The sequence below is a fragment of the Streptomyces sp. NPDC015242 genome (genome assembly GCF_043079125.1).
Classification (GTDB): Bacteria; Actinomycetota; Actinomycetes; order Streptomycetales; family Streptomycetaceae; genus Streptomyces.
Map to the genome: position 1 here is coordinate 188,491 of NZ_JBIBUF010000006.1, position 25,895 is coordinate 214,385.

Annotated in this window: 23 protein-coding genes; 9 read left to right on the forward strand and 14 right to left on the reverse strand. The window is 73.0% G+C overall.

All coding sequences use genetic code 11. The annotated features are described in order from the left end of the window. Positions 1-135: 135 nt before the first annotated feature. Positions 136-939 carry a phosphatase PAP2 family protein gene (locus ACF07N_RS21415; RefSeq protein WP_392115196.1) on the forward strand — a complete coding sequence of 268 codons (804 nt, stop codon included), beginning with the start codon at positions 136-138 and terminating at the stop codon, positions 937-939. Then, positions 936-1,883: a hypothetical protein gene (locus ACF07N_RS21420; protein WP_392115199.1), complete on the forward strand. Its 948-nt coding sequence runs from the start codon at positions 936-938 to the stop codon at positions 1,881-1,883. Before ACF07N_RS21415 ends, ACF07N_RS21420 begins: the two co-directional genes overlap by 4 nt. Here ACF07N_RS21420 and ACF07N_RS21425 read toward each other — a convergent pair. Continuing rightward, positions 1,873-3,924, reverse strand: coding sequence for a phosphocholine-specific phospholipase C (locus ACF07N_RS21425; RefSeq protein ID WP_392115202.1), 2,052 nt, complete (start codon positions 3,922-3,924; stop codon positions 1,873-1,875). The two genes, ACF07N_RS21420 and ACF07N_RS21425, sit on opposite strands and share 11 nt — an antisense overlap. 543 nt (positions 3,925-4,467) lie before the next feature. Further along, positions 4,468-6,108 (reverse strand): glycoside hydrolase family 27 protein, encoded by a 1,641-nt coding sequence (locus ACF07N_RS21430; protein ID WP_383321312.1) that lies wholly within the window; start codon positions 6,106-6,108, stop codon positions 4,468-4,470. 241 nt (positions 6,109-6,349) lie between these two features. Between ACF07N_RS21430 and ACF07N_RS21435 the strand changes: the two genes are divergently transcribed. From ACF07N_RS21435 to ACF07N_RS21465, 7 genes are all read left to right on the forward strand, one after another. After that, positions 6,350-7,420, forward strand: a complete 1,071-nt coding sequence (locus ACF07N_RS21435) for a Rieske 2Fe-2S domain-containing protein (RefSeq protein WP_383321315.1) — start codon at positions 6,350-6,352, stop codon at positions 7,418-7,420. After that, positions 7,417-7,596 carry a hypothetical protein gene (locus ACF07N_RS21440; protein WP_383338965.1) on the forward strand — a complete coding sequence of 60 codons (180 nt, stop codon included), beginning with the start codon at positions 7,417-7,419 and terminating at the stop codon, positions 7,594-7,596. The genes ACF07N_RS21435 and ACF07N_RS21440 overlap by 4 nt, the downstream gene beginning before the upstream one ends. Next, positions 7,593-8,528 carry a PDR/VanB family oxidoreductase gene (locus tag ACF07N_RS21445; protein ID WP_392115206.1) on the forward strand — a complete coding sequence of 312 codons (936 nt, stop codon included), beginning with the start codon at positions 7,593-7,595 and terminating at the stop codon, positions 8,526-8,528. The genes ACF07N_RS21440 and ACF07N_RS21445 overlap by 4 nt, the downstream gene beginning before the upstream one ends. Before the next feature lie 142 nt (positions 8,529-8,670). Next, complete coding sequence (locus tag ACF07N_RS21450) at positions 8,671-9,636, forward strand: ABC transporter substrate-binding protein (protein WP_392115209.1); 966 nt, start codon at positions 8,671-8,673, stop codon at positions 9,634-9,636. Further along, the gene (locus ACF07N_RS21455; protein ID WP_383321328.1) at positions 9,633-10,406 is read left to right on the forward strand and encodes an ABC transporter permease; all 774 of its coding nucleotides are present in this window, start codon (positions 9,633-9,635) and stop codon (positions 10,404-10,406) included. The genes ACF07N_RS21450 and ACF07N_RS21455 overlap by 4 nt, the downstream gene beginning before the upstream one ends. 14 nt (positions 10,407-10,420) lie before the next feature. Continuing rightward, complete coding sequence (locus tag ACF07N_RS21460; RefSeq protein WP_392115849.1) at positions 10,421-11,191, forward strand: ABC transporter permease; 771 nt, start codon at positions 10,421-10,423, stop codon at positions 11,189-11,191. Positions 11,192-11,210: 19 nt separating this feature from the next. Further along, complete coding sequence (locus tag ACF07N_RS21465; RefSeq protein WP_392115213.1) at positions 11,211-12,017, forward strand: ABC transporter ATP-binding protein; 807 nt, start codon at positions 11,211-11,213, stop codon at positions 12,015-12,017. On the opposite strand, the gene ACF07N_RS21470 is transcribed toward ACF07N_RS21465, so the two are convergent. The 12 genes from ACF07N_RS21470 to ACF07N_RS21525 all read right to left on the reverse strand — a co-directional run bounded on the left by ACF07N_RS21470 (position 11,989) and on the right by ACF07N_RS21525 (position 25,829). Next, positions 11,989-14,133: a discoidin domain-containing protein gene (locus ACF07N_RS21470; RefSeq protein ID WP_392115215.1), complete on the reverse strand. Its 2,145-nt coding sequence runs from the start codon at positions 14,131-14,133 to the stop codon at positions 11,989-11,991. The genes ACF07N_RS21465 and ACF07N_RS21470 overlap by 29 nt on opposite strands. Positions 14,134-14,205: 72 nt before the next feature. Further along, on the reverse strand, positions 14,206-15,804 hold the full coding sequence (locus ACF07N_RS21475; protein ID WP_392115218.1) for a glycoside hydrolase family 13 protein: 1,599 nt from the start codon (positions 15,802-15,804) through the stop codon (positions 14,206-14,208). Positions 15,805-15,837: 33 nt separating this feature from the next. After that, a complete protein-coding gene (locus ACF07N_RS21480; RefSeq protein ID WP_392115221.1) occupies positions 15,838-16,701 on the reverse strand; it encodes a carbohydrate ABC transporter permease in 864 nt (287 codons plus the stop codon). Then, entirely contained in the window at positions 16,698-17,675 is a 978-nt protein-coding gene (locus ACF07N_RS21485; RefSeq protein WP_392115224.1) for a carbohydrate ABC transporter permease, read from the reverse strand. The genes ACF07N_RS21480 and ACF07N_RS21485 overlap by 4 nt, the downstream gene beginning before the upstream one ends. A 5-nt stretch (positions 17,676-17,680) precedes the next feature. Then, positions 17,681-19,024: an ABC transporter substrate-binding protein gene (locus ACF07N_RS21490; RefSeq protein ID WP_392115227.1), complete on the reverse strand. Its 1,344-nt coding sequence runs from the start codon at positions 19,022-19,024 to the stop codon at positions 17,681-17,683. A gap of 132 nt (positions 19,025-19,156) precedes the next feature. Further along, positions 19,157-20,152 carry a LacI family DNA-binding transcriptional regulator gene (locus tag ACF07N_RS21495; RefSeq protein ID WP_392115230.1) on the reverse strand — a complete coding sequence of 332 codons (996 nt, stop codon included), beginning with the start codon at positions 20,150-20,152 and terminating at the stop codon, positions 19,157-19,159. A 58-nt stretch (positions 20,153-20,210) separates the two neighbouring features. Further along, a complete protein-coding gene (locus tag ACF07N_RS21500; protein ID WP_392115232.1) occupies positions 20,211-20,882 on the reverse strand; it encodes a GntR family transcriptional regulator in 672 nt (223 codons plus the stop codon). A 35-nt stretch (positions 20,883-20,917) separates the two neighbouring features. After that, positions 20,918-21,919, reverse strand: coding sequence for a proline racemase family protein (locus tag ACF07N_RS21505; protein ID WP_392115235.1), 1,002 nt, complete (start codon positions 21,917-21,919; stop codon positions 20,918-20,920). Between the two features lie 13 nt (positions 21,920-21,932). After that, the gene (locus ACF07N_RS21510) at positions 21,933-22,823 is read right to left on the reverse strand and encodes a dihydrodipicolinate synthase family protein (protein ID WP_392115238.1); all 891 of its coding nucleotides are present in this window, start codon (positions 22,821-22,823) and stop codon (positions 21,933-21,935) included. Beyond that, a complete protein-coding gene (locus ACF07N_RS21515; RefSeq protein WP_392115241.1) occupies positions 22,820-24,184 on the reverse strand; it encodes an NAD(P)/FAD-dependent oxidoreductase in 1,365 nt (454 codons plus the stop codon). The genes ACF07N_RS21510 and ACF07N_RS21515 overlap by 4 nt, the downstream gene beginning before the upstream one ends. A gap of 179 nt (positions 24,185-24,363) precedes the next feature. Then, a complete protein-coding gene (locus tag ACF07N_RS21520; protein ID WP_392115244.1) occupies positions 24,364-24,678 on the reverse strand; it encodes a (2Fe-2S)-binding protein in 315 nt (104 codons plus the stop codon). After that, complete coding sequence (locus tag ACF07N_RS21525) at positions 24,675-25,829, reverse strand: NAD(P)/FAD-dependent oxidoreductase (protein ID WP_392115247.1); 1,155 nt, start codon at positions 25,827-25,829, stop codon at positions 24,675-24,677. The genes ACF07N_RS21520 and ACF07N_RS21525 overlap by 4 nt, the downstream gene beginning before the upstream one ends. Positions 25,830-25,895 lie beyond the last annotated feature (66 nt).

The following is a 25,895-nucleotide window of genomic DNA, read 5'->3' on the forward strand; positions in this document are numbered from 1 at the left end:
CGGTGTGTCCCGGCCGGTGCTGTGTCGAACGTCCATCGATACGCCAGTCTACCGGTACACGACCGTATCGGTACACTGGCGTATCGGTACGCACTCGTACCGATAACGCACCACCGTCACCGAAGGGGCCGGGGGATGAATGCCCGCACCGAGCCTGCGCCGGCGGGGTCCGACGCGATAGCGCGACCGCCGCTCGTCCGGGAGCTCCTGCTCGTCGCAGGGCTCTTCCTCGTCTACAAGCTGGGCCGGCAGCTGGCCACGGGTCACACCGGTGAGGCCTTCCGCAACGCGCACCGCGTGTGGGACCTCGAACGGGCGGCCCACCTGCCCGGCGAGACGGCGGTGCAGTCCCTGCTGCTGCACGGTGACGGGCTCGCACAGCTCGCGAACACGTACTACGCGGCCGTCCACTTCCCGGCCACCGCCGCCTTCCTGATCTGGCTGTACCTGCGCCGCCCCGCCCACTACGTGTGGGCCCGCCGGGTCCTCGCCGCCGTGACCGCCGCCGCCCTGGCGCTGCACCTGCTGGTCCCGCTCGCCCCGCCGCGCATGCTGGCCGCGACCGGGCTCGTGGATACCGCGCGGGTGTACGGGCCGTCGGTGTACGGCGATCCGGCGACCGACTCCGTGTCGAACCAGTTCGCGGCGATGCCCTCGCTGCACTTCGGCTGGGCGCTGATGGTGGCGGCCGGCCTGATCGCCGCGACCCGCTCGCGGTGGCGGTGGCTGTGGCTGCTGCACCCCCTGCTGACGCTGCTGGTGATCGTCGGCACCGCGAACCACTACTGGCTCGACGCGATCGTGGCTGCGGCCCTGCTGGGCCTGGTGCTCGCGGCCCTCCACCTGCCGCACCGCACGGTGACCACGGCCGGACGCGCACCGGGCGGCTCGGTGCCCGCGCGGCGGGACGAGCACGCACTGGCCGGAGCGGGCCGGTGAACGCCGTGCTCGTCGCCGTCGCCCTGTCCCTCGTCTCCGCCGTCGCCTACGCGGCCGCGGCCGTCGCCCAGGAGCGGCTCGCCGCCCGCTCCCCCGGCGCGGGCGCGCTGCGGCTGCTCGCCAGGGGCGCCTGGTGGTGGTCGGTCGGGCTGAACGCGGCGGCCGCGCTGCTGCACGTGGTGGCGCTGCGGTACGGGCCGCTGACGCTGGTGCAGCCGCTCGGCGCGCTCACCCTGGTCGCGGCCGTTCCGCTGGGGGCGCGGATGGCGGGACGGCGGGTGACCGCGGTCGAGTGGAAGGGCACCGGCCTGACCCTGCTGGGCCTCGGCGCGATCCTGGTCACGGCCTCGGGACCGGCGCCCGGCGACGTGCTGAGCGTGCCCGAGGCGCTGGTGGTGGCGGGAGCCACGGCCGCCCTCATCGGGGTGCTGTCCCGGCCGGGCACCCGCCCCGGCCTGCGGCACGCCACAGCGTCGGGCGTCGCCTCCGGGGTCGCCTCGGCCCTCACGCAGACCGTGACGGTGGCCGCGACGGACCGGTCGGGTCCGGTACTGAGCCTCCAGGTGGCCGGTGTGGCGCTGCTCGTGGCGGCGTTCGCGGCCGGTGGGCTGCTGCTGTCGCAGACGGCCTACCGGGGCGGCCTGGGCGGGCCGCTGGCCATGGTGACCCTGGCCAATCCGCTGGCCGCCGCGGTGATCGGCCTGTCGCTGCTCGGCGAGCGCCTCCAGGGCGGCCCGGCGGGTGTGCTGCTGGCGCTCGCGGGGGCCGGTCTGGCCTCCTGGGGCGTGGTCCTGCTCAGCAGGCCGGCCCTCCGGGAGGAACCGGCGGACGACGACCGTCCGGTGGCCGCCGTCCTGGCGCTGGAGCCGGAACCGGCCGCGGCCGGAGCGGCGTGGGTGCCCCGGCCGCACGATCCGGGGCACCTCAGCACGGCTACGCGGTGATGATCGCCGGGTCGCTCACGCCCGGCTGCCCGTTCTCGACGTGTCCCGCGAACCGCCGCAGGAAGGCCTGGTCGCCCTCGGCGGTGACGGTCAGGTCGTACCAGCGGCGGCTCCTGGTGAGGTCGACGGTCCGCCGCACGGTCGCGCCGGGGCGGACGGTGACGGACGAGGGCCTGCCGCCGTAGCCGTCGGTGACGCGCAGCCGCGCCGTGCCGGAGCCCCTGTTGGTGAAGGTCAGCTCGATGTCGTCGCCCCGGTGACGGGCGGTGACCTCGCAGCCGGCCGCCTTGTTCGAGCCCTTGAAGACGCGCACGAAGCCGTTCGGGCCGTGCACGGTCAGGTCGTAGGAGCCCGCGGAGTACGCCGAGTTCCAGGTGTCCTCCAGCGTCTTGCCGGCCTCGGTGGTGTACATCCAGGGGCCGTCGGCGCGGTTGCCGGAGGTGACGTGGAAGGCGCCGCCCGCCTTCGGTCCGGAGGCGAAGGTGAGCGTGAGCTTCCCGGCGGCCGCGTCGACGGAGGCGTCGACGTGCGGGGCGTACTTCAGCGGCCGGGAGCGGCGCAGTCCGCGCTCCTGCCGGGGCATGCGCGGGTCGGCGGGCGGGGTGGGCTTGTAGTCGGGGTGACGCTCGCGGTCCTGTGGTTCGTACGCGTCGGTGCCGGGCAGCGGTGCGGGGCGGGTGTCCTTGCGGGAGAAGTCGAACGCGGCCGTCAGGTCACCGCAGATCGCCCGGCGCCACGGCGAGATGTTCGGCTCGCGCACCCCGAAGCGGCGCTCCATGAACTGCAGGATCGAGGTGTGGTCGAGGGTCTCGGAGCAGACGTAGCCGCCCTTGCTCCAGGGGGAGACGACCAGCATCGGCACACGCGGGCCCAGGCCGTAGGGGCCGGCCGTCCTGCGGCCGTCGCCGGGGAAGAGGTCGGGGGTGACGTCGACGGTGGACAGGCCGCGGGAGGCGTCCTTCGGCGGCAGCGGCGGCACGACGTGGTCGAAGAAGCCGTCGTTCTCGTCGTAGGTGATGAACAGGGCCGTCTTCGACCAGACCTCGGGGTTGGAGGTGAGGGCGTCGAGGACCTGGGCGATGTACCAGGCGCCGTAGTTGGAGGGCCAGTTGGAGTGCTCGGAGAAGGCCTCGGGGGCGGCTATCCAGGAGATCTGGGGCAGCTTGCCCGCCTTGACGTCGGCCTTCAGCCGGTCGAAGTAGCCGTCGCCGTTCTTGACGTCGGTGCCGGTGCGGGCCTTGTCGTACCAGGGGTCGCCGGGCTGGGCGTTGCGGTACTTGTCGAAGTACAGCAGGGAGTTGTCGCCGTAGTTGCCGCGGTAGGCGTCCTGGATCCAGCCCCAGGAGCCGGCCGCGTCCAGGCCGTCGCCGATGTCCTGGTAGATCTTCCAGCTGACGCCGGCCTGCTCCAGGCGTTCGGGGTAGGTCGTCCAGCCGTAGCCGAGTTCGGCGTTGTCCAGGACGGGGCCGCCGCCGCTGCCGTCGTTGCCCGTGTAGCCGGACCACATGTAGTAGCGGTTGGGGTCGGTGGAGCCGATGAACGAGCAGTGGTAGGCGTCGCAGACGGTGAAGGCGTCGGCGAGGGCGTAGTGGAAGGGGATGTCCTCGCGGGTCAGGTACGCCATGGTCGTGGTGCCCTTGGCGGGCACCCACCGGTCGTACCTGCCGCCGTTGTAGGCCTGCTGGCCGTCGGGCCAGGAGTGCGGCAGGCCCTCCAGGAACTGCATGCCGAGGTCGTCGGCGTCCGGGTGGAACGGAAGGATCTCCTTGCCGTCCTTCTCCTGGTGCCAGACCGGTTTGCCGTTGCCGAGGGTGACCGGGCGGGGGTCGCCGAAGCCGCGGACGCCTCTGAGGGTGCCGAAGTAGTGGTCGAAGGAGCGGTTCTCCTGCATGAGGACGACGATGTGCTCGACGTCCTGGATCGACCCGGTGCGGTGGTTGGCCGGCAGCGCGGCGGCACGCTGGATGCTGGCGGACAGGGCGCTGAAGGCCGTGGTGGCACCCGCGAGTTGGAGAAAGCGGCGCCGATTGACTTCGGACATGTAGGACAGACCTCTCATCCTGAGGTGCGGGATGGCCGGAACGTGACGGATTCTGCGCGGAAGGAGTGTTTCAGGGACACCAAACGACAAGGAAGGGGCGCGTGACGGGGGTGTGAAAGTCGCCGGTACGTGAGGTGTGCCGGTGCGCGTGCCGGGGTGCCTTCCCGCGCCCGCCGGGGGCTGCTCATGGGCGGCGACAGCCTGCCGGCCGGGCTGATCCCGGGCCCGCACGGCGGCGGGTGGGCCGGCCCCCGGTCGTCCTCGTCCTCGCGCGGCCGCCGCAACGCCCGTCCACGGACCGCGAGTTCGCGGCCCCGACGTCGGCTTCTCGCTCCGGCGGGGCGCGGGAGGCCCGCGGCGCCGAGCAGCGCAGCACCCCGGGCCGGACCTGCCCGAGGCGCTGCGCGTCTCCTGTACGCGTTGCTCTTCGTCTACGGCATCATCCTGTGGCGGGTCCCGCTGTTCCCCTGGTGCGTGGCAGCGTCCGCCGGGTGCCGTGGTGGTGCACCTGCGGGCGCCTCACCGGCTCCCGCTCAGCGCACCTCACGCACGGGCCCATTTCTGGCTCGCTTGCCCGTTGCAGGTCCACAGCACCAGCCGGGTCCCGTTGGCGGTGCCGGCCCCGTCCGTGTCGAGGCACAGCCCGGCATGGACGTTCCGCAGGGAACCGTCCGGGCCGGTGGTCCATTTCTGGTTGTTCTGGCCGTTGCAGGGCCAGGTGATGACCCGGGTTCCGTTCGTGGTGCCCTGCTCGTAGGCGTCCAGGCACTTGTCGCCGAAGACCCGGACCTCGCCGCCGGCCCAGGTGGTCCACAGCTGGTTGGCGGCTGTGTGGCAGTCCCAGAGCAGGACGGTGGCCCCGGCCGCCGTGGAGCCGTTGTCCACGTCCACGCAGCGGCCGGACGCGGTGCCGCGCAGCCGCGAGGTGGTGGCGGCCACGGGGCTGCCCCCACTGACCCGGAAGACGGCCGTCCCGTGCGCGGGGACGCTCGCCGAGATCGCCCCGGACGTGCTCGACGCGGCTCCGGTCCACAGGTCGGTGAGCGTGAACGGCCCGCCGGTCAGGCCGACTTGCGCGGCCGTGGTGGTGACCGTCGCGGTGCTGCTCCCCCGGTTGAGCAGGCCCACGGCGACCGACCCGTCGGACAGGGGCTTGGCGAACACCTCGGTGGCGCCGTCGTCGCGCACCCGGCGCCCGCCCGCCCCCAGTGGGTCCTGGTTCACCGCCAGCAGGCGCGGATTGCGCAAGATGGCGCTGACGTCGGCGGACATGGTGCGGATGTCGTTGCCGGCCATGAGCGGGGCACCCAGCAGCGCCCACAGGGCGAAGTGGGAGCGCGATTCGGTCAGTGACAGGCCGGGGCGTCCGACGACCAGCATGTCGGGGTCGTTCCAGTGGCCCGGGCCGGACTGCGCGGCCAGCGGAGCGGTGACGTCCAGGACGTTGCCGACGCCCATGGGGTAGCTGTTGACGTTGCCGTTCTGCCAGATGTCGAGCAGGTCCTCGGTCGTGCGCCACAGGTCGGCGACCTGGCCCCAGTCGTACTTGTCACCGGTGGGGGCGTGGAAGCTGTTCGGATTGATGCTGTAGACGATGGGGCGGCCGGTGGCGCGCAGGGCGTCCCGCATGAGCGTGAACCGCGCGACCTGCTCACTGAGGGTGCCGCTGCCGGAGCACCAGTCGTACTTGAGGTAGTCCACCCCCCAGGAGGCGAACGTGGCGGCGTCCTGGGCCTCGTGGCCCTTGCTGCCGGTGGCGCCGGGGTAGGTGCCCACGCCCTGGGCGCAGGTCTTCTCGTTGGGTGCCTGGTAGATGCCGAACTTCAGGCCCTTGCTGTGGATGTAGTCCCCGAGCGCCTTCATGCCGCTGGGGAACTTGGTCGGGTTGGCCCGCAGGTTGCCCGCCGCGTCGCGCTGGGGGTCGAACCAGCAGTCGTCGACGACGACGTACTGGTAGCCCGCGGCCTTCATCCCCGAGGACACCATCGCGTCGGCGGCCTGCCGTACCTGCGCCTCGGTGATCCCGCAGCCGAAGCTGTTCCAGCTGTTCCAGCCGAGCGGCGGGGTGAGCGCCGGACTGCCGGGCGCGGCTGCGGTGGAGTGGGTGGAGGCCGTCACGGCGGTGACCGTCAACGCGGCGGCCGTGAGGGCGTGGAGCAGTCGTCTGCCTGGACGTCCGAGCACCGGGACTCCTTATCAGGTTCATGACAGGACCGGGATCGCCCGGTTCCTGTTCGTGATGTCGAACCGCATTCGAGAAGTCGTGCGTCACGGATGGTAGAGAGGCGGGCGGACATGTCAACACCGTCCCCCTCGCTTCCGCCCGGCGGAAGACTCCTTGCGCGCCGGCCGCCGTCGTCCCGACCCTGGTTCCGACCACGGCACGCGGGGCGACGGCGCCCCGCCGACAGGGACGGGAAGCCTCATGCCGCACATGACCGCCTTCGCCAGGAACCAGTGGTACGTCGCCGCCTACAGTCACGAAGTGGGCCGGGAGTTGCTCGGACGGACCGTCCTCGGTGAGACGCTCGTGCTCTACCGCACCGAGGACGACGGCACGCCCGTGGTGCTGCACGACCGGTGCGTGCACCGCCGTTACCCGCTGTCGGAGGCGCCGACGCGGCTGGACGGGGACCGGATCGTGTGCGGGTACCACGGCTTCACGTACGACACGACCGGCACGTGCGTGTACGTGCCGGGCCAGAAACGGGTGCCGCGCACCGCCCGGATCGCCTCCTACCCGGTCGTCGAGCAGGACTCGCTCGTCTGGGTGTGGATCGGCGACCCGGCGCTCGCCGACCCGCACGCCGTCCCCCGGGCCCGGCACCTGGACTCCCCCGGCTGGGTCACCGTGCGCGGCATGGAGCCCATCGACTGCGACTACGGCCTGCTCGTCGACAACCTGCTCGACCTGTCGCACGAGACGTACCTGCACGGCGGATACATCGGCACCCCGGAGGTCGCCGAGACGCCCATCACCACCGAGGTCGACGAGGGCGCCGGGATCGTCCGGGTGAGCCGGCACATGGACGACGCCGAGTGCCCGCCGTTCTACGCCCGGTCCACGGGTATCGAGGGCCGGATCACCCGCTGGCAGGACATCGAGTACCACGCGCCGTGCCTGTACCTGCTGCACAGCCGCATCGCCCCCGTCGGCGTGCTGCCCGAGGCCGACGGCAGCGACCCGCACGGCTTCCACACCGAGATCACGTACGCCATCACCCCCTCCGGTGAGGGCACGGTGTACGACTTCTGGGCCGTCTCGCGCGACTGGGCCACGGACGACGCCGAGGTCAGCGAGTTCCTGCGCGGCAACAACCACACCGTCGTCATGCAGGACGTCACCGCGCTCAACCTGCTGCAGAAGTCGCTCGGCACCGAGCGCACCGGCTACCAGGAGCTGAGCATCAACATCGACACCGGCGGCCTGGCCGCCCGCCGCATCCTCGCCCGGCTGGTCGAGGAGGGCGCCAAGCCCGTGGAGCGGGTGCGGTGAGCGGATCCACGGGCGAGATCTACCGCGTCGACTGGCTGCCGGGCACCGACCTGCTGCACGGCACCTGCCACTGCGGACGCGAGCACACCGCGCAGGACCCGGTCGAGATGTGGGAATGGATGCTCGCCCATCCCCGGGGACACACGACCGGCGACGCGCGGGAGGACCGTCCATGAGCGAGTACACAGGCGAACTCGTCGTGCGGCGGCGGGAGTCCGCAGCCGACGGCGTGCTCGCCCTCACCCTGCGCCATCCGCTGGGCGAGCCGCTGCCGGCCTGGGAGCCGGGCGCGCACCTCGATGTCGTGCTCGGTCCCGGCCTGGAGCGGCAGTACTCGCTGTGCGGCGATCCCGCGGACCGGTCGGCCTGGCGGATCGCGGTGCTGCGCGAGCCCGCCGGGCGGGGCGGCTCGGCCCACGTGCACGATCACCTGGGCGAAGGCGACAAGGTGCGGGTGCGCGGTCCCCGCAACTCCTTCCGTCTGGAGCCCGCTCCCCGCTACCGCTTCGTCGCGGGCGGCATCGGCATCACCCCGATCCTGCCGATGCTGGCGGCGGCCGAGGCCGCGGGCGCCGAGTGGACGCTGCTGTACGGCGGACGCACGCGCGGCTCAATGGCCTTCACCGGCGAACTGGCCCGCTACGGGGACCGGGTGACGATCGCACCCGAGGACGAGACGGGCCTGCTGGACCTGCCGTCGGTGCTGGACGGCCTGCCCGCCGACACGCTCGTCTACTGCTGCGGTCCCGGGCCGCTGCTGGACGCGGCCGAGGCCCGCTGCCCGTCCGGAGTGCTGCGCGTCGAGCGGTTCCGGCCCAGGGAGCGGGAGACCGGCGGCGACACCGCTTTCGAGGTGGAGCTGGCGCGCAGCGGCAGGACGCTCACCGTCACGCCGGACGTGTCCGTGCTGGACGCCGTGCGCGCCGCCGGGGTGGAGGTGCTGTACTCCTGCACCGAGGGCACGTGCGGCACCTGCGAGACGGACGTGCTGGAAGGCGAGCCGGACCACCGGGACTCGGTCCTGACCGACGCCGAGCGCGCGGCGGGCGAGACCATGCTGATCTGTGTCTCCCGCTGCCGCGGCGGGCGGCTCGTGCTCGACCTCTGACCCGAACGTGCCGCTTTCAACGAGCCTTCACCGCATGTGCATTGACCATGGCTCCGGGCGGGCTCTAGGTTCCCGCTGAGCACCACCGCACTGCCTGCGCACAGCCTGTCGGAGCACCTCAGCCGGTCCCACAGGGGGAGCCATGCGTCGTCTGCTCGTCGGCCTCACGGCCCTGTCCGTCCTGGCCGCCGTCACGGCCTGCGGCTCGTCCGGCTCCGGTGGGCAGGACGGGGCCGGCCCGTCCGGCACCACCACCGTCAAGGTCGGGATCGTGCCCGTGCTGGACGTCGCCCCCATCTACCTGGGCGAGAAGAAGGGCTTCTACGCGGACCGCGGCATCGAGCTGGAGTTGTCACCCGCGCAGGGCGGGGCGGCGATCGTGCCGGGGGTCGTTTCCGGCCAGTTCCAGTTCGGCTTCAGCAACACCACCTCGCTGCTGGTCGCGCGCTCCAAGAACGTGCCGGTCAAGGCCGTGGTGAATGGCGCCGCGTCCACGGGCGAGGACGGTGCCGACTTCGCCGCCATCACCGTGCGCAAAGGCTCACCCCTGACCTCCGCGAAGCAGCTGGAGGGCAAGAAGGCGGCGGTCAACACCCTCAACAACATCTGCGACACCTCGATCAAGGAGTCCGTCCGCAAGGACGGCGGCGACCCGTCCCGGGTCGAGTTCGTCGAGATGCCCTTCGACCAGATGCCCGCCGCACTGGACGGCGGACGGGTCGACGCGGCCTGCACCCCGGAGCCTGCCCTGGCCACCGTCAAGGCCGCGGGCGGCAAGGAGATCGCGTCGAACTTCCACGACGTCTCCCCCGACCTCACCGTGGCCATGTACTTCACCTCGCAGCAGTACGCCGCGAAGAACCCCGGCGTGGTGAAGAGGTTCCGGGAGGCGACGGTCGCCTCGCTGAAGTACGCCGACAGCCATCCGGAGGAGGTCCGGCAGATCCTCACCACCTACACGAAGATCCCCACCACCCTGCTGGAGCAGCTGACCCTGCCCCGCTACCCGGCCGAGCCGGACCGGCCGTCGATCGAGCGGCTGGCCGAACTCGGGGAGCGGGACGGCCTGTTCGACAAGGCACCGGACCTGGACGAGCTGCTGCCGTGAGGGGCGGCGACGCGGCCCTCGGCGCGGCCGGGCTCGCGGTGTTCCTCCTCCTCGGGGAGGCGGTGCCGCGGCTCGGCCTGGTCGACGAGGACTACTTCCCGCCGGCCGCCCGCATCGCCGGGGCGCTCGGCCGGGAGCTGGCCGACAGCGCCTTCTGGTCGGCGCTCGGCGACACCCTCACCGGCTGGGCGCTGGGTCTGGCGATCGCGGTGGGCGCGGGTGTCGTCGCGGGCGTGGTGATCTCCGTGGTGCCGTACCTGCGCGAGGCGACGGCCTCGACGATCGAGTTCCTGCGGCCGATCCCGTCGGTCGCGCTGATCCCGCTGGCAGTGCTGCTGTACGGCACGCAGCTGCGCTCGGTGCTGCTGCTCGTCGTGTACGCCTCGTTCTGGCAGGTGCTCGTCCAGGTCCTGTACGGCGTGCGGGACGTCGATCCGGTCGCGGAGGAGACGGCCCGCTCGTACGGCCTGGGCACCTGGGCGCGGGTCCGGCACGTGCTGTGGCCGACCGCACTGCCGTACGTGATGACCGGGGTGCGGCTGGCCGCGGCGGTGGCGCTGATCCTCGCCGTCACCGCCGAACTGGTCATCGGCGCGCCGGGGCTCGGCGCCCGCATCGCGGTGGCGCAGACCTCGCAGGCCGTGCCGGAGATGTACGCGCTCGTGGTGGTGACCGGTGTGCTCGGGCTGCTGATCAACGCGGGTGCGAGGACGGTGGAGCGGCGGGCCCTGGCCTGGCACCAGTCGGTGCGCGGGGAGGTGGCGGTGTGAGGCGCACGCGCGCGATGCTGCGGCGGCTGGTGCTCGCGCTCGCGCTGCCCGCGGTGCTGGTGGCGGTCTGGTGGGCGGCGTCCGAGGGCAGCACGAACGTCTACTGGCCGCCGCTGCGCACGATCGTCGCGGCGTTCCCGGACGTGTGGACGGCCGAGCGGCTGCGCGGGGACCTGCTGCCCAGCCTGCTGCGGCTCACCGCGGGGTACGGCGTGGCGGCCGTCGTCGGGGTGGCGCTCGGCACGCTCGTCGGCTCCCGCCGGCGGGTGCGGGCGCTGTGCGAGCCGGTCCTGGAGTTCCTGCGCGCGGTGCCGCCTCCCGTGCTGGTGCCGGTCATCATGCTGTTCGCCGGCATCGGCGACACGATGAAGATCGCGGTGATCGCCGGCGGCTGCGTCTGGCCGGTCCTGCTCAACACGGCCGAGGGTGTCCGGGCGGTCGACCCGGTGCTGGCGGAGACGGCCCGCTCCTACGGCATCACGGGCCTCACGCGGTTGCGTGAGGTGGTGCTGCGTTCGGCGAGCCCGCAGATCTTCGCGGGTCTGCGCCAGGCCCTGTCGATCGGGATCATCCTCATGGTGATCAGTGAGATGTTCGCGGCCAGCAACGGCCTCGGCTTCACCATCGTGCAGTTCCAGCGCGGCTTCGCCCTCCCGGACATGTGGACGGGGATCCTGCTCCTGGGTCTGCTCGGCTTCCTCCTGTCGCTCCTGTTCCGGCTGGCCGAGCGGCGGGTGCTCGGCTGGTACCACGGCCTGCGCGAGGCCGGACGGCGGTCCCCGTGAGATCCGGAAAGGGCGGTTCATGCTCGACGTACGCGGCCTGCGCAAGGTCTACGAGGGGTCCGGGCGGCGGACCGAGGCGGTACGGGACCTGACCTTCTCGGTGCAGGCGGGGGAACTGGTCTGTGTCGTCGGCCCGTCGGGCTGCGGCAAGACGACCCTGCTGAAGTGCGTCGGCGGTCTGCTGGCCCCGACCGCGGGTGAGGTGCGGCTCGCGGGCCGCCCGGTGGACGGGCCGCCGCCCGGCATGGCGTTCGTGTTCCAGGAGTACGGCCGCAGCCTGTTTCCGTGGATGCGGGTCGGGCAGAACGTCGAACTGCCGCTGAGGCAGAAGAGGCTGGGCAGGCAGCGGCGCCGCGCGCTGGTCGCGGACGCGCTGGAGTCGGTGGGGCTCGCCGACGCCGCCGGGGCGTATCCGTGGCAGCTGTCGGGCGGGATGCAGCAGCGGGTGGCCATCGCCCGGGCGCTCGCCTACGAGCCCGAGGTGCTGCTGATGGACGAGCCGTTCGCGGCGGTGGACGCCCAGACCCGGGCCGACCTGGAGGACCTGGTGCGGCGGCTGTGGCGGGAGCGCGGGATCACGATCCTGTTCGTCACCCACGACATCGACGAGGCCGTGTACCTGGGTGAGCGGGTGATCGTGCTGTCCGCCTCCCCCACCGTCGTGCTCGAGCAGCTGAAGGTCGATCTGCCGGCCGAGCGGGACCAGGTGCACACGCGCGTGGCCCCGCGCTTCGCCGAGCTGCGGACCCGCGTGTACGAGCAGGTCCGGGCGGCCAAGCGCGGGGCGTCCGGGGCGGTCAGGACAGATAAGCCTCCACTTCGCTGAACTGGGCGGCAGGCCAGCCGGTGTTGGCCGTCACCTGGAGCCGCAGGTGGCGCACGCTCGTGCCGTCGGGCAGGGCGACCGTGACCGTGTTGCCGCCGGCCGGGTCGAAGCGGTAGTCCTTCGCCGCGACCAGCGTCGACCACGCCGATCCGTCCGCGCTGCCCTGCACGGACAGGGTCTGGGTCCGGGCCTGCCAGGCGCTCTGCGGCGGCAGCTTCAGCACCAGCCGGCGGACCGCCTCCCGGGCGCCGAGGTCGACCGTCAGCGCCTGCGGGAAGGCGTGGTTGGCGGATTCCCAGTAGGTGTGCGCGTCGCCGTCGACCGCTTTGGCGGGTGTGTAGACGTCCTGGGAGCCGGTGGCCGTGGCCGGGCGGCCCTCGGCGAGGTTGCGGCCCGGGTCCGGGCCGGGGTTGCCCTGGCCCGGCTGCGGCCAGGTCGAGCAGTCGGACCAGATGCTGCTCCAGCCGGAGTTGCCGCCGCCGTCGGTGAGGGTGAAGGTGCCGGAGCCGCTGGGGTAGGGGCAGTTGTAGACGCCCGCGGCGCCGACGCCGGTCGCGGTGACGCCGCGGAAGACGGCGGCACCCTGGGTCTCGGCCTGGACCACGACCGTGCCGGTGCCGCGCACGGTCGCGCCGTCGACGGTGATGTTCTTCGCCGCGTACCCGCGTCCGCCGCCGGAGACGAACTCGAAGGCGCTGTACGGGCTGTCGGTGATCGTCGTGTCGGTGATCCGCACCTGGGCCTCGATGGCGCTGTCGTAGGAGTCGACGCGCAGGGCGCCCATCGGGTGGTTCCAGTTGGGGTTCATCGCGCCGGTGCGCACGAGGGTGTTGCCGTCGACGGTGATCGTGCCGGCGAGCGGGTGGAACGGGTCGAGGAACTTCTGGTTGGAGATCGCGATGCCGCTGCCGAGGGCGTTGGTGTCGGAGACCAGGTTGTTCCGCACGGCGATGTCCGTGCCGCCGTAGATGGCGATGCCGTTGGCGAGGTTCGGCTGGGTGACGGTGTTGTTCTCGAAGCTGCTGTCGACGTCGGGCGCGTTCAGCGACCACATGGCGAGCGCGTCGTCGCCCTGGTTGCGCAGGAAGTTGTGGCGGACGCGGACGCCGCGGGCGTGGCCGTTGAGGTTGAGGCCGTCGGCGGTCATGTCGAGGAACCGGTTGTTCTCCACGACCAGGTTGTCGTTGGTGCCCGTGAGCCACAGGCCGACCTTGAGGTGCTGCAGCCACATGCCGGAGACGGAACTGTTCGGCCCCAGCGAGCCGTTGACGAAGTTGTCCGGGCTGGAGTCGACCCGCTCGGTGACCTCGCCGATCACCGCGAAGTCCCGGATGTGGACGTTGCCCGAGGAGCTCGACTGGTCGATGAAGCGGGAGGTGCGCACGACGGAGTGCCAGTGTCCCGCGCCCCGGAGGGTGACGTCCTGCACGCCGTTGAGCGACGAGGTGAGCCGGTACTCGCCCGGCGGGATCCACACCACCCCGCCTCGCGCGGCGGCGATGGCCTCGCGGAAGGCCTGGGTGGAGTCGCCCTGACCGCTCGGGTCGGCGCCCTTGGAGGTCACGGAGACCGACCCGGCCGGCTGGGAGGCAGGCCCGGCCGCCTGCTCGAAGTCGGCGACGTCCACGGTGACCTGGACGTTGGTGGCCTGGACGGCGACCTTGTCACCGGCCTGGACGTTCTCCCCGAGCAGCAGGCGGGCGTTGTCGTAGAAGTGGTGGGTCCTGGCGCCGGGGATCCAGGGCGTCTCGACGTAGGAGTACTTCGAGGTCACCGGGATCGTCTTCGCGAGCCTGCGGCCGTTGACGTGGACGTCGAGCGAGCCGGACTGGCCGTCCGGGACGCTGTAGGCGACGTTCACCGCGTTGGCCGCCCGGGGCACGGTGAACTCCACGCGCTGCCCGGGCGAGAGCCGCACGGCCTGGCGTCCGGAGGCCTCGGAGGCGAGGGTGCCCTGAGTGTGGTCGGGGCCGATCCGGGTGCCGGTGCCGCTCGCCGACTCGGCTTCGACCGAGGTGAAGGGGACGGTGGCACCGGCGGCGGCGTGCGCCGGGGCGGGAGCCAGGGCGACCAGGGTGCCGGCGGCCATGACGACGGCCGCGGCCACTGCTGTCATGCTCCTGACAGATCTGCGGGTGTGCATGTGCTGATCCCTTCGTGGTGGGGGTACGGGGACAGCGGTGCGGTCTCAGGCGCGCAGCCAGACCGCGGTGTCCTTCGGCAGCCGCCCGTCGGCGTCCAGCGGGCCGCCGGCGAGGAGGAGCCCGGAGTGGGCGGGCAGGGCGGCGGGGGTGTCGGCGAGGTTCACCAGGCAGATTCCGCCGGTCCGGCGGAACGCGAGGACACCGTCCGGGGCGGGCAGCCAGGTGAGCGGGCCGTCGCCGAGGGCCGGGCGGAGCCGGATCGCCTCCCGGTACAGGCTCAGCATCGACCCGGGGTCCCGGGCCTGCCGGTCGGCGGCGTAATCGGGCCAGTCCCGGGGCTGGGGCAGCCACGGCTCGCCGCCGAAGCCCGCGTGCGGGGCTTCCGCCGTCCACGGCAGCGGGACCCGGCAGCCGTCCCGGCCGGGGTCGGTGCCGCCGGAGCGGAAGTGCATCGGGTCCTGGATGCGGTCCCGGGGGATCTCGGCCTCGGGCAGGCCCAGTTCCTCGCCCTGGTAGACGTAGACCGCGCCGGGCAGGGCCAGGGACAGCAGGGCGGCGGCGCGCGCCCGGCGGGTGCCGAGGGCCAGGTCGGTGGGGGTGCCGAAGGCCTTGGTCGCGAAGTCGAAGCCGGTGTCCTCGCGGCCGTAGCGGGTGACCGTGCGGGTCACGTCGTGATTGCACAGCACCCAGGTGGCGGGGGCGCCCACCGGGGCGTGCTCGGCGAGCGTCTCGTCGATGGCGCGGCGCAGCCGCCCCGCGTTCCAGGGGCAGGTCAGGAACGAGAAGTTGAAGGCGGTGTGCAGTTCGTCGGGGCGCAGGTAGCGCGCGAAGCGCTCGGAGTCGGGGAGCCAGACCTCGCCGACGAAGACGGCGCCGTACTCGTCGGCGACCGCCCGCCAGGAGCGGTAGACGTCGTGGAGTTCGTCGCGGTCGACGTAGGGGTGGGGGCCTCGGCCCTCGGTCATGTCGGGCAGGGCGGGGTCCTTCACCAGCAGGGCGGCCGAGTCGATGCGGACGCCGGCGACGCCCCGCTCCAGCCAGAACCGCAGGATGTCCTCGTGTTCCTGCCGCACCGCCGGGTGGGCCCAGTTGAGGTCGGGCTGTTCGGGGGCGAACAGGTGGAGGTACCAGGAGCCGTCGGCCAGCCGGGTCCAGGCGGGGCCGCCGAACTCGGAACGCCAGTTGTTCGGGGGGAGTTCACCGTCGGCGCCGCGCCCCGGACGGAAGTGGAACAGCTCCCGTTCCGGGCCTCCCCGCAGTGCCGCCCGGAACCACGGGTGCTGGTCGGAGACGTGGTTGGGCACGATGTCGACGATGGTGCGGATGCCGAGCTGGAGTGCCTCGGCGATGAGTTTCTCGGCCTCCGCCAGGGTGCCGAACGCCGGGTCGATCGCACGGTAGTCGGCGACGTCGTAGCCGCCGTCCTTCATCGGGGACAGGTACCAGGGCGTGAACCACAGGGCGTCCACGCCTAGGTCGGCGAGGTAGGGCAGCCGGGCGCGGACGCCCGCGAGGTCGCCGGTGCCGTCGCCGTCGCCGTCGGCGAAGCTGCGGACGTACACCTGGTAGATGACGGCGTCGCGCCACCAGTCGTCGCGCGCGGGGTGCGCTGAGGTCGGGGAGGCGGGGGTGGGCTGTCCCACGGTCGGTGCCTTTCGTCGGAGGGGGTCGGCGGGTCAGCCCTTCGTGCTGCCCGCGCTGATCCCGGCGATGATGTGCCGCTGGAACACGAGGAACAGCGCGACCATGGGGATGCTGGCGATCACCATGGCGGCGATGAGCACGGTCAGCGGGATGTTCTGCGACAGCTGGACGAGCGCCACGCTGATGGGCTGCTTGCCGGTGTCGGAGAAGACCATCAGCGGCCACAGGAAGTCCTGCCAGACGGCGACCAGCGCGAAGATCGAGACGACGCCGAGGACGGGCCGGGACATCGGCAGCACGATCGACCACAGCACCCGCAGCCGTCCGGCGCCGTCCATCCCGGCGGCCTCCAGCACATCGCGCGGGATCTGGTCGAAGAACCGCTTGAGCAGGTAGAGGTTGAAGGCGTTGGCGACGGCCGGGAGCCAGATGGCGAGCGGGTCGTTGAGCAGGCCGAGGTCGGCGACGGTCAGGTACTTGGGTACGACGAGGGCCTGCGCCGGGACCATCAGGGTGGCCAGGATGCCGCCCAGGATCACGTGGCCGAAGGCGGGCTTCAGCTTGGACAGCGCGTAGGCGGCGGCCGTGCAGAACACCAGCTGGCACAGCCAGGCGCCGGCCGCCTGGACCACCGTGTTCCACAGATGGGTCGGCAGCTGCATGAGGTCCCAGGCGTCCGTGTAGCCGCTGAGGCGCCAGTCCTCCGGGACCAGCGTGGGCGGCGTCCGGGTCACCTCGTCGGGGGCCTTCAGCGCGCCGGTGACCATCCAGTAGACGGGGAAGAGGAAGGCGAGCGCGAAGAGCAGGACGACGGCGGTGAAGACGCTCCAGTAGACGGCCCGGCCGCGCGGGCGGGCCAGGACGGCCGGGGAGACCAGGGTGCGGGTGCTGCTCACGCTGCCTCCCCGTCGGTCCGGGTGAGCCGGAGGTAGCCGGCGGAGAACGCGCCGAGCAGCAGCAGGAGCATCACGCTCAGCGCGCAGGCGCCGCCGAAGTCGTTGTAGAGGAAGGCGTACTTGTAGATCAGGTACAGGACGGTGACCGTGGCGTTCTCCGGGCCGCCGCCGGTGATGACGAACGGTTCGGTGAACACCTGCATGGTGGCGATGATCTGCAGCAGCATCAGCATGAGGATGACGAACCGGGTCTGCGGGATCGTGACGTGCCGGACGCGTTGCAGCAGACTCGCCCCGTCCAGTTCCGCCGCCTCGTACAGCTCGCCGGGGACGGACTGCAGGGCGGCGAGGTAGATCAGGACGGTGCCGCCCATGTTGGCCCAGGTGGCGACGATGACGAGGGAGACCAGGGCGGTGTCGGCGCCGTTGGACCAGTTCGAGGTGGGCAGGTGCAGGAACCGCAGCGCCTCGTTGGCGAGTCCGGCGCCGGGGTCGTAGAACCACTTCCACAGCAGGGCGCTGACCACGGGCGGGATCATCACCGGCAGATAGACCACGACCCGGAAGAAGGCCTTGGCGTGCCGGAGTTCGTTCAGGACGAGGGCCAGCACGAACGGGATCGCGAAGCCGATCAGCAGGGCGAGCAGCGTGAAGGTGAGGGTGTTGCGCCAGGCGGCGGCGAACTCGGGGTCCTGCACGACACGGGTGAAGTTGGCGGTGCCGACCCACTCGGCGTCCGTGCCCGGCGTGTACTTCTGGAAGGCGATCACGACCGCGCGGATCGCCGGGTACCAGGAGAACAGGGCGAAGCAGACCAGCCCGCCCAGCAGGAAGGCGTAGGCGCGGCCCTGGTCGGCGAGGCGGCGCCGCCTCCGGTCCCCTGCCGGGGGCGGCGCCTGCACCGGGCGGACCTCGATCGCCGGGCGGGGCCGGCGATCGGCGGTCTTCGTCGGGATCGGCCCCGGGAGCTTCATCGGGCTCAGCCCCGGGCCAGGATGCCGTCGATCTTGCCGGACGCGTCCTTCAGCAGCCGGTCGATGTCCGCGTCCTCCTTGGTCAGGACGGCGGAGACGACCCCGTCGAGGACGGAGTAGATCTGCTGGGCGTGCGGCGGCTCGATCTTCATCTCCAGACGCTGGTTGCCGTCGAGGAAGGGCTGGTAGTTCTCCACCGGGACGTTGGCGTTGGCCTGCTTGACCCGCTGGTCCTCGGCGTCGGCGGCGCCGGTGAACAGGCGCGGTTCGGGCAGGCCGACCGGGGCGTCGTGCTTCTTGGCGCGGGCGTAGTCGCCGAGGAAGCCGTCGCCGGGGGTGAGGAACATGTGGTCCAGCCACTTGAGCGCGGCGCGGATCTGTTCGGGGCTCGCCTTCTTGCTGACCATGTAGCCGTCGCCGCCGACGAGCGTGGCCTTGCCGCCCGGCATCGGGGCGATGGCGATGTCCTCGTAGTCGGCGCCCTTCTCCTTGACGAGGATCGGGATGTTGTCGGGGGCGGCGAGGTACATGCCGAGCTTGCCCGAACCCATCATCTGCTGGGCGTCGTTGATGACGAGGAGCTGCTTGCTGCCCATCGAGTCGTCGGTCCAGCGCATGTCGTGCAGGGTCCTCAGGACGGCCCGGCCCTCGGGGGTGTCGACGGTGGCCTTCTTGCCGTCGGGGCTGACGACCTCGCCGCCCTGGGAGTACAGCTCGGCGGTGAAGTGCCACCCGCCCTGGTTCTGGGCGCTGTAGTCGGCGTATCCGACGGTGCCGCCGCCCAGGCCGGCGATCTTCTTGGCGGCGGTGCGGACCTCGGCCCAGGTCGCCGGCGGCTTGCCGGGGTCGAGCCCTGCCTTCTCGAAGAGCGCCTTGTTGTAGATCAGGCCCATCGAGTAGCCGGTGCGCGGGATGCCGTGGACCTTGCCGTCGACGGTGTAGATGTCGCGCAGTTGTTTCTGCAGGGTGCCGTAGCTCTTCAGCTCCTTGACGTAGGGGGTGAGATCGGCGGCCTGGTTGATGTCGACGACGTGCCGGGCGTCGGTGAAGTACGTGTAGAAGACGTCCTCCATCTGGCCGCCGGCGAGTTTCGCGTCGAAGGTCTTCGGGTCCTGGCAGGGGAACGCGTCGTGCGGGACGACGTCGATGTCCGGGTTCTGCTTCTCGAAGGCGGCGACGTCCTCCTCGAAGAACGCGCGGTCGGTCTTGGCGCTCTTGGGCGGCATGCAGTTGACCGTGATGCGGGTCTTGCCGTCTGCGGACTCGTCGGCGTCGCCGCCGCAGGCGGTGAGTGCGAGGACGCCGGCGCCGAGCGCGGCGACGGTACGGCGGATCCCGGTGCTTCTCATCGGTGGACCCCTTAGGGCTGGAGCGAGTGGACGCCTCACGAAGGAGCGGGGGCGCCGCACACTCAAGCACCGGCGACATCGGTCCGCAAGATGTCGCGCAGAATCTGTAATTATTCGACAGCAGGGAGGATCTCAGCTGCGGGGTGCCTGCGCGGTCGACCCCCGCACCACAAGCTCCGGCTCGAACAGCAGCTCCTCGGCCGCCACCGCGCTGCCGCTGATCTGCGCGTTGAGCAGTTCCACGACGGCCTTGCCCATGGCCTCGATGGGCTGGCGGACCGTGGTCAGCGGGGGCTCGGTGCAGTTCATCAGCGCGGAGTCGTCGTAGCCGACGACCGAGATCCGCGAGGGCACGTCGAGTCCCTTGCGGCGGGCGGCCCGCACGACGCCGAGGGCGAGCGGGTCACTGGCGCAGATGAAGCCGGTGACGCCCCGGTCGATGAGCCGGGCCGCCGCCGCGTGGCCGCCCTCGATGGAGAACATGGCGCGCGCGACGAACTCGTCCGGGACGTGCCCGACGGCCCGTGCGGCGGCCAGCTTGCGCGCGGAGGGGACGTGGTCACCGGGGCCGAGCACCAGCCCGATCCGCTCGTGCCCGAGCGAGGCCAGGTGCCGCCAGGACTGCTCGACGGCGACCGCGTCGTCGCAGGAGACCCCCGGGAACCCCAGGTCCTCGATGGGCGCGTTGACCAGCACGACCGGGATGTTCCGCTCCGCGAGCTGCCGGTAGTGGTCGTGCGGCGCGTCGGCCTGGGCGTAGAGCCCGCCGGCGAAGACGACGCCGGAGACCTGCTGCTGGAGCAGCAGCGTCACGTAGTCCGCCTCCGAGACACCGCCCCGGGTCTGGGTGCACAGCACCGGCGTCAGCCCGAGCTGGGCCAGGGCACCGCCGATGACCTCGGCGAACGCCGGGAAGATGGGGTTCTGCAGCTCGGGCAGGACCAGGCCGACCAGCCGGGCGCGCTCGCCGCGCAGCTGGGTGGGCCGCTCGTAGCCCAGCACGTCCAGGGCGGAGAGCACCGCCTGCCGGGTCGGCTCGGAGACACCCGGCTTGCCGTTGAGCACCCGGCTGACGGTGGCCTCGCTGACCCCGACCTTCTTCGCCACCTCGGCAAGTCGTCGCGTCATGCCCGCAAGCGTAGCGCAAGTTACGCAAGCAGCTTGCGTAATCGCGCAAAGAGTTTGGTCAGGGCGCTGCCCACAGACCCCGGACGTGCCCGAGGTGCCGCGTCATCACCGCCCGTACGGCGTCCTCGTCCCGGGCGAGCAGCGCGTCCAGGATCTCCAGGTGCTCCTCCGCCGAGGCCTCGAGACGCCTCTGCTCCACCAGCGCGGTCAGCCCGTAGAGCCGGGAACGGCGCCTGAGGTCGCGGACGACGTCGACGAGGTGGTCGTTGCCGGCGAGGGCCAGCAGGCCGAGGTGGAAGCGCAGGTCGGCCTCGACGTAGGCGATGAGGTCGCCGGCCGCCGCCGAGGAGACGATCTCCCGGGCCACCGGCCGGAGGGCCTCCAGGGCGACCGGGTCGGCCGTGGCCGCGAGGCCGGCCGTGGTGGGGATCTCGATGAGCGCGCGGATGTGGGTGTACTCGTCGAGCTGCTTGTCGGAGACGGCCGTGACCCGGAAGCCCTTGTTGGGCACGGTGTCGACCAGGCCCTCCTTGGCGAGGTCGAGCATCGCCTCGCGCACGGGGGTGGCCGAGACACCGAAGCGGGCGGCGAGGCCGGGTGCCGAGTAGACCTCGCCGGGGCGCAGTTCGCCGGCGATCAGGGCGGCCCGCAGCGCGTCGGCGACCCGCTCCCGGTGGCTGGGCTTCCTGCTGCCGAGCACGGGCAGGGCGGGGGTGTGCTGCGGGGCCATGACGGTCGGGGTTTCCTTTCCTGGTGGACGTGCGGCTACAGGACGAACCCGGCCGGGAACGGGTCGTCGGGGTCGAGCAGGTACTGGGCCGTGCCGGTGATCCAGGCGCGCCCGGTGAAGCTGGGCAGGACGGCCGGGCGCCCGGCGACCTCGGTGGTGCCGAGCAGCCGGCCGGTGAACCGGGTGCCGATGAAGGACTCGTTCACGAACTCGGTGTGCAGCGGGAGTTCGCCGCGCGCGTGCAGCTGCGCCATGCGGGCGCTGGTGCCGGTGCCGCAGGGCGAGCGGTCGAACCAGCCGGGGTGGATGGCCATGGCGTGCCGTGAGTGCCGGGCGGTGGAACCGGGCGCGGCCAGGTAGACGTGGTGCAGGCCGTGGATGGACGGGTCCTCCGGGTGGACCGGCGGGTCCTCGGCGTTGACGGCGGCCATGAGGGACAGGCCGGCGGCGAGGATCTCGTCCTTGCGGGACCGGTCGAAGGGCAGGCCGAACCGCTCCAGCGGCAGGATGGCGTAGAAGTTGCCGCCGAAGGCCAGGTCGTAGGTGACCGTCCGCCCGTCGGCGAGGGTGGCCTCGCGGTCCAGAGCGACCGCGAACGAGGGCACGTTGCGCAGGGTGACCGCCTTGGCGGCGCCGTCCTCGACGGCCACCTCGGCGACGACCGGGCCCGCCGGGGTGTCGAGCCGGATGGTGGTGACGGGTTCGACGGCCTCGACCATGCCGGTCTCGACGAGCACGGTGGCCACGCCGACGGTGCCGTGGCCGCACATCGGCAGATAGCCGGAGACCTCGATGTAGAGCACGCCCCAGTCGCAGTCGGGCCGGGTGGGCGGCTGGAGGATCGCGCCGCTCATGGCGGAGTGGCCGCGCGGTTCGTTCATCAGCAACTGCTTGACGTCGTCGCGGTGTTCGCGGAACCACAGCCGCCGTTCGTTCATCGTGGCGCCGGGGACGGTGCCGATGCCGCCGGTGATCACGCGGGTCGGCATGCCCTCGGTGTGCGAGTCGACGGCGTGCAGGACGAGTTGGCTGCGCATGATCGGTCCTTCGCTAGGAGAGTCCGGCGGCGACGGCCTTCTCGGTGGCGGCCCGGACGGCGGCCTCCTGCCCGGGCAGCAGCGGCACCCGGGGCGGGCGGCAGGGGCCGCCGTGACGGCCGACGAGGTCCATGGACAGCTTGATGGCCTGGACGAACTCCACCCGCGAGTCCCAGCGCAGCAGCGGGTGGAGCTGCCGGTACAGGGGCAGCGCGGTGCCGAGGTCGCCGCCGACGGCCGCCCGGTAGAGCTCGGCCGAGGCCCGGGGCAGCGCGTTCGGATACCCCGCCACCCAGCCCTTGGCACCGGCCACGGCCAGCTCCAGCAGGACGTCGTCCGCCCCGATCAACAGGTCCAGGCCGGGAGCGAGTTCGGCGATCCGGTAGGCACGCCGGACGTCGCCGGAGAACTCCTTGACCCCCTGGATCAGCCCCTCGCCGTGCAGCCGGGCGAGCAGTTCGGGCACGAGGTCGACCTTGGTGTCGACCGGGTTGTTGTACGCGACGACCGGCAGGCCGGTCTTCGCCACCTCGGCGTAGTGGGCGAGGACGGCGCGTTCGTCGGCGCGGTAGGCGTTGGGCGGCAGCAGCATCACTGCCCGGCAGCCGGCCTCCGCGGCCTGCTCGGCCCAGCGCCGCGCCTCGGCGGAGCCGTAGGCGGCGACGCCGGGCATGACGCGCTCCCCGCCGATCGCGGCCACCGCCGTCTCGACGACCCGGGCCCGTTCCCCGGGGGTGAGCACCTGGTACTCGCCGAGGGAGCCGTTCGGCACGACGCCGTCGCAGCCGTTCCCGACCAGCCAGGCGCAGTGCTCGGCGTACCGGTCGAAATCCACGGACAGGTCGTCGTGCAGCGGGAGCGCGGTGGCGACGAGGACGCCGCGCCAGGGGCGGTGGTCGGTCATGACAGTCCCTCCTGGGGGTGGTGCCGGGCGAGGACGCCGAGCGGTACGGGAAGGGCGAGCGGCCGCCGGGCCGGGGTGGGGGCGTGTCCGGCGAGGCCGGCGACCGCGGTGGCGCACATCCGGCCCTGGCACCAGCCCATTCCGGCCCGGGTCAGCAGTTTCACCGTGCGCTCGTCGCCCGCCCCGAGGTCCAGGGCCTCGCGCACGGCTCCGGCGGTGACCTCCTCGCAGCGGCAGACCACGGTGTCGTCGGTGAGCTGCCCGGCCCAGTGCGGGGGCGGTGCGCAGGCGGACGCGAGGGCGGCGGCGGATCCGCGGAGCCGCGTACGGGCCTTCAGGGCGGCGGGTGCCGGGTCGGCGGCGGTGCCGCGCAGGCGGGCGGCGGCGGAGCAGCCGGCGATGTGCCCCTCGGCGAGGGCGAGGGCGGCGCCGCCGACGCCGGTGGCCTCGCCGGCCGCCCACACGCCGGGCACGTCGGTGCGCTGCTCGTCGTCGACGGCCACGGCGAGCCCGTCGAGGCGGCAGCCGAGGCTCTCCGCCAGGTCGGTGTGCGGGAGCATGCCGTGCCCGACGGCGAGGGTGTCGCAGGCCAGGTGCCGTTCGGTGCCCGGCCGGAGGCGGCCGTCGGCGTCGAGGGCGGCGACCGTCACCCCGGTCAGCCGGTCGTCGCCGTGGGCGCGTACGACGGTGTGGCGGGCCAGCACCGGTACGCGGTGGCGCAGCAGCCGGACGGCGTACCCGGCGCCCTCCGGGAGGTGGCCGGCCAGGGCCCGTCCGTGGCGGACCAGGCGCCCGGGGGCGGTGGACTCCACCAGCGCGGCGACCTCGGCCCCGGCGGCCGCGAGCCCGGTCGCCACGGGCAGCAGCAGCGGCCCCGACCCGGCGACGACGGCCCGGCGCCCCGGCACCACGAGGCTGCCCTTGAGCATGGCCTGCGCTCCCCCGGCGGTGACCACGCCCGGGAGCGTCCAGCCGGGGAAGGGCAGCACCGTCTCGTAGCCGCCGGTGGCCAGGAGCACGGCCGGGGCGCGCACTTCGGCCGGCTCCTCCTGGCCGGGCCCGGTCAGCGCGTGCACGGTGAAACCGTCCGGTGTGCGCTCCACGCACCACACGTGGTGGTCCGTCAGCGTGCGCACGGAACCGGCGGCGAGTCCGTCGCGCAGCCGCTGCCAGGTCCGCCACCGGTGGTGCAGCGCCTCGGGCCGCCCTGCCCCGAGCCCGGCGGCGGGCTGCCGGTAGAACTGACCGCCCGGCGCGGGCGCCGCGTCGACGAGCACGACCCGCACGCCGCGCGCGGAGGCGGCCAGCGCGGCGGCGAGCCCGGCCGGCCCTGCCCCGATCACGGCGAGTTCAGTCCGCACGGCCCCGCCTTCCCTGTCCCCGGCGGGTTCCGGCCGAGGAGGTCCGCGCGGCCGGCGCCGCCCGCCGCGTGCCCGTCCCGCGGAGGTCACGCACGCCCGGCCCTCCGTGTCCGCCGCCGGTCCCGGCGCGTCCCGCCCGCAGGGGCGCCCCCGCAGGTCCGGCGCCGGTCATGTGGTGGTCAGTGCCCACGGCCCACCTCCTCGTGCCCCGTGCCGCGCTGCGTGCCGATCGCGTCCCCGGGCCGCACCGGCACCAGGCAAGCACGCTGGTTGGGCCGTCCGTTGACGGTCACCAGGCAGTCGAAGCAGACGCCGATGCCGCAGAACACCCCGCGTGGCCGCTCCTCGCCGCGCGTGGTGCGCCAGGAGGTGATGCCCGCCGCCCACAGCACCGCGGCGACCGTCTGCCCGGGCAGTGCCTCGACCGGCCGCCCGTCGAAGGTGACCGTGAAGGCGGGTCCGGGCCGCGCCGCCGCCAGGTCCAGGGGGTTCACACGGCCTCCTCGGCGAAGCGGCCCGGCCGGAACGGCGCGGGGTCCAGGGCGGGCGTCCGCCCGGTCAGCAGTGCCGCGATCAGCTGCCCCGTGCCGGGGGCCAGGCCGATGCCCGCGCCCTCGTGGCCGCAGGCGTGGTACAGCCCCGGCACCCGGGGGTCGGGACCGATCGCGGGCAGATGGTCCGGCAGGTAGGGCCGGAACCCGGCGTACGCGCGCAGGGCCCGCACCCCGGTGAGGAAGGGGAAGAGCCGGGTCGCACCCGCCGCGAGCGCGCGCAGCGCCGGGAGCGAGACCGAGCGGTCGAAGCCGACCCGTTCGCGGCTGGCGCCGATGAGGACCGGTCCGGCGGGCGTCCCCTCCACCACCGGGGAGGTCTGCAACCGCGCCGCGTCGCTCGCGACGTCGGCCACGTAGCCGGCGGCGTACACCTTGTGCCGGATGCGCGGCGGCAGCGGCTCGGTGACCAGGACGAAGCCGCGCCGGGGCAGCACGGGCAGCGACACGCCGGCCCGGGCCGCCACCTCGCCGCCCCAGGTGCCGGCCGCGTTGACGACCGCGGGCGCGTGCAGATCGCCCCGGTCGGTACGCACCCCGCACACCGTCCCGCCCGGGCCGCGCAGCACCCCGGTCACCTCACGGCCGGTGCACAGCCGGGCGCCCGAGGCGCGCAGCAGGTGTGCCGCCGCGAGGGCGGGCATCACCTGGGCGTCCTGCGGGTAGTGCACGCCGCCGGCCAGGCCGGGAGCGAGGTGGGGCTCCAGATCGGTGAGCCGGTCGGCGGGCACGGCCACCGCCTCGACCCCGGCCGCGCGCTGCCCGGCGGCGAGTTCCTCGAGACCGGCCCGGGCCGCGTCCGTGCCGGCGACGACGACTCCGCCCTTGGCCTCGTACTCGACGGCCCGGCCCAGTCCCTCCGCGGCGAGGCCGGCCCACAGGCGGGCGGAGAGCAGGGCCAGGTCGAGCTCGGGTCCGGGTTCCTTGTCGGAGACGAGGAGGTTCCCCTCCCCCGCGCCGGTCGTCCCGCCGGCCACCGGGCCCCGGTCCACCACGACGGTGTCCAGACCCGCCCGGGCCGCGTACAGGGCGCAGGCGGCGCCCACCGCTCCGGCGCCGATCACCACGACGTCGCAGGTCAGCGGCATGCTCACGCCAGTACTATGTCACACAGCACACGGTCCGGGAAGAGCGCGGCGCCGACGGGCCGGCCGGCCGCG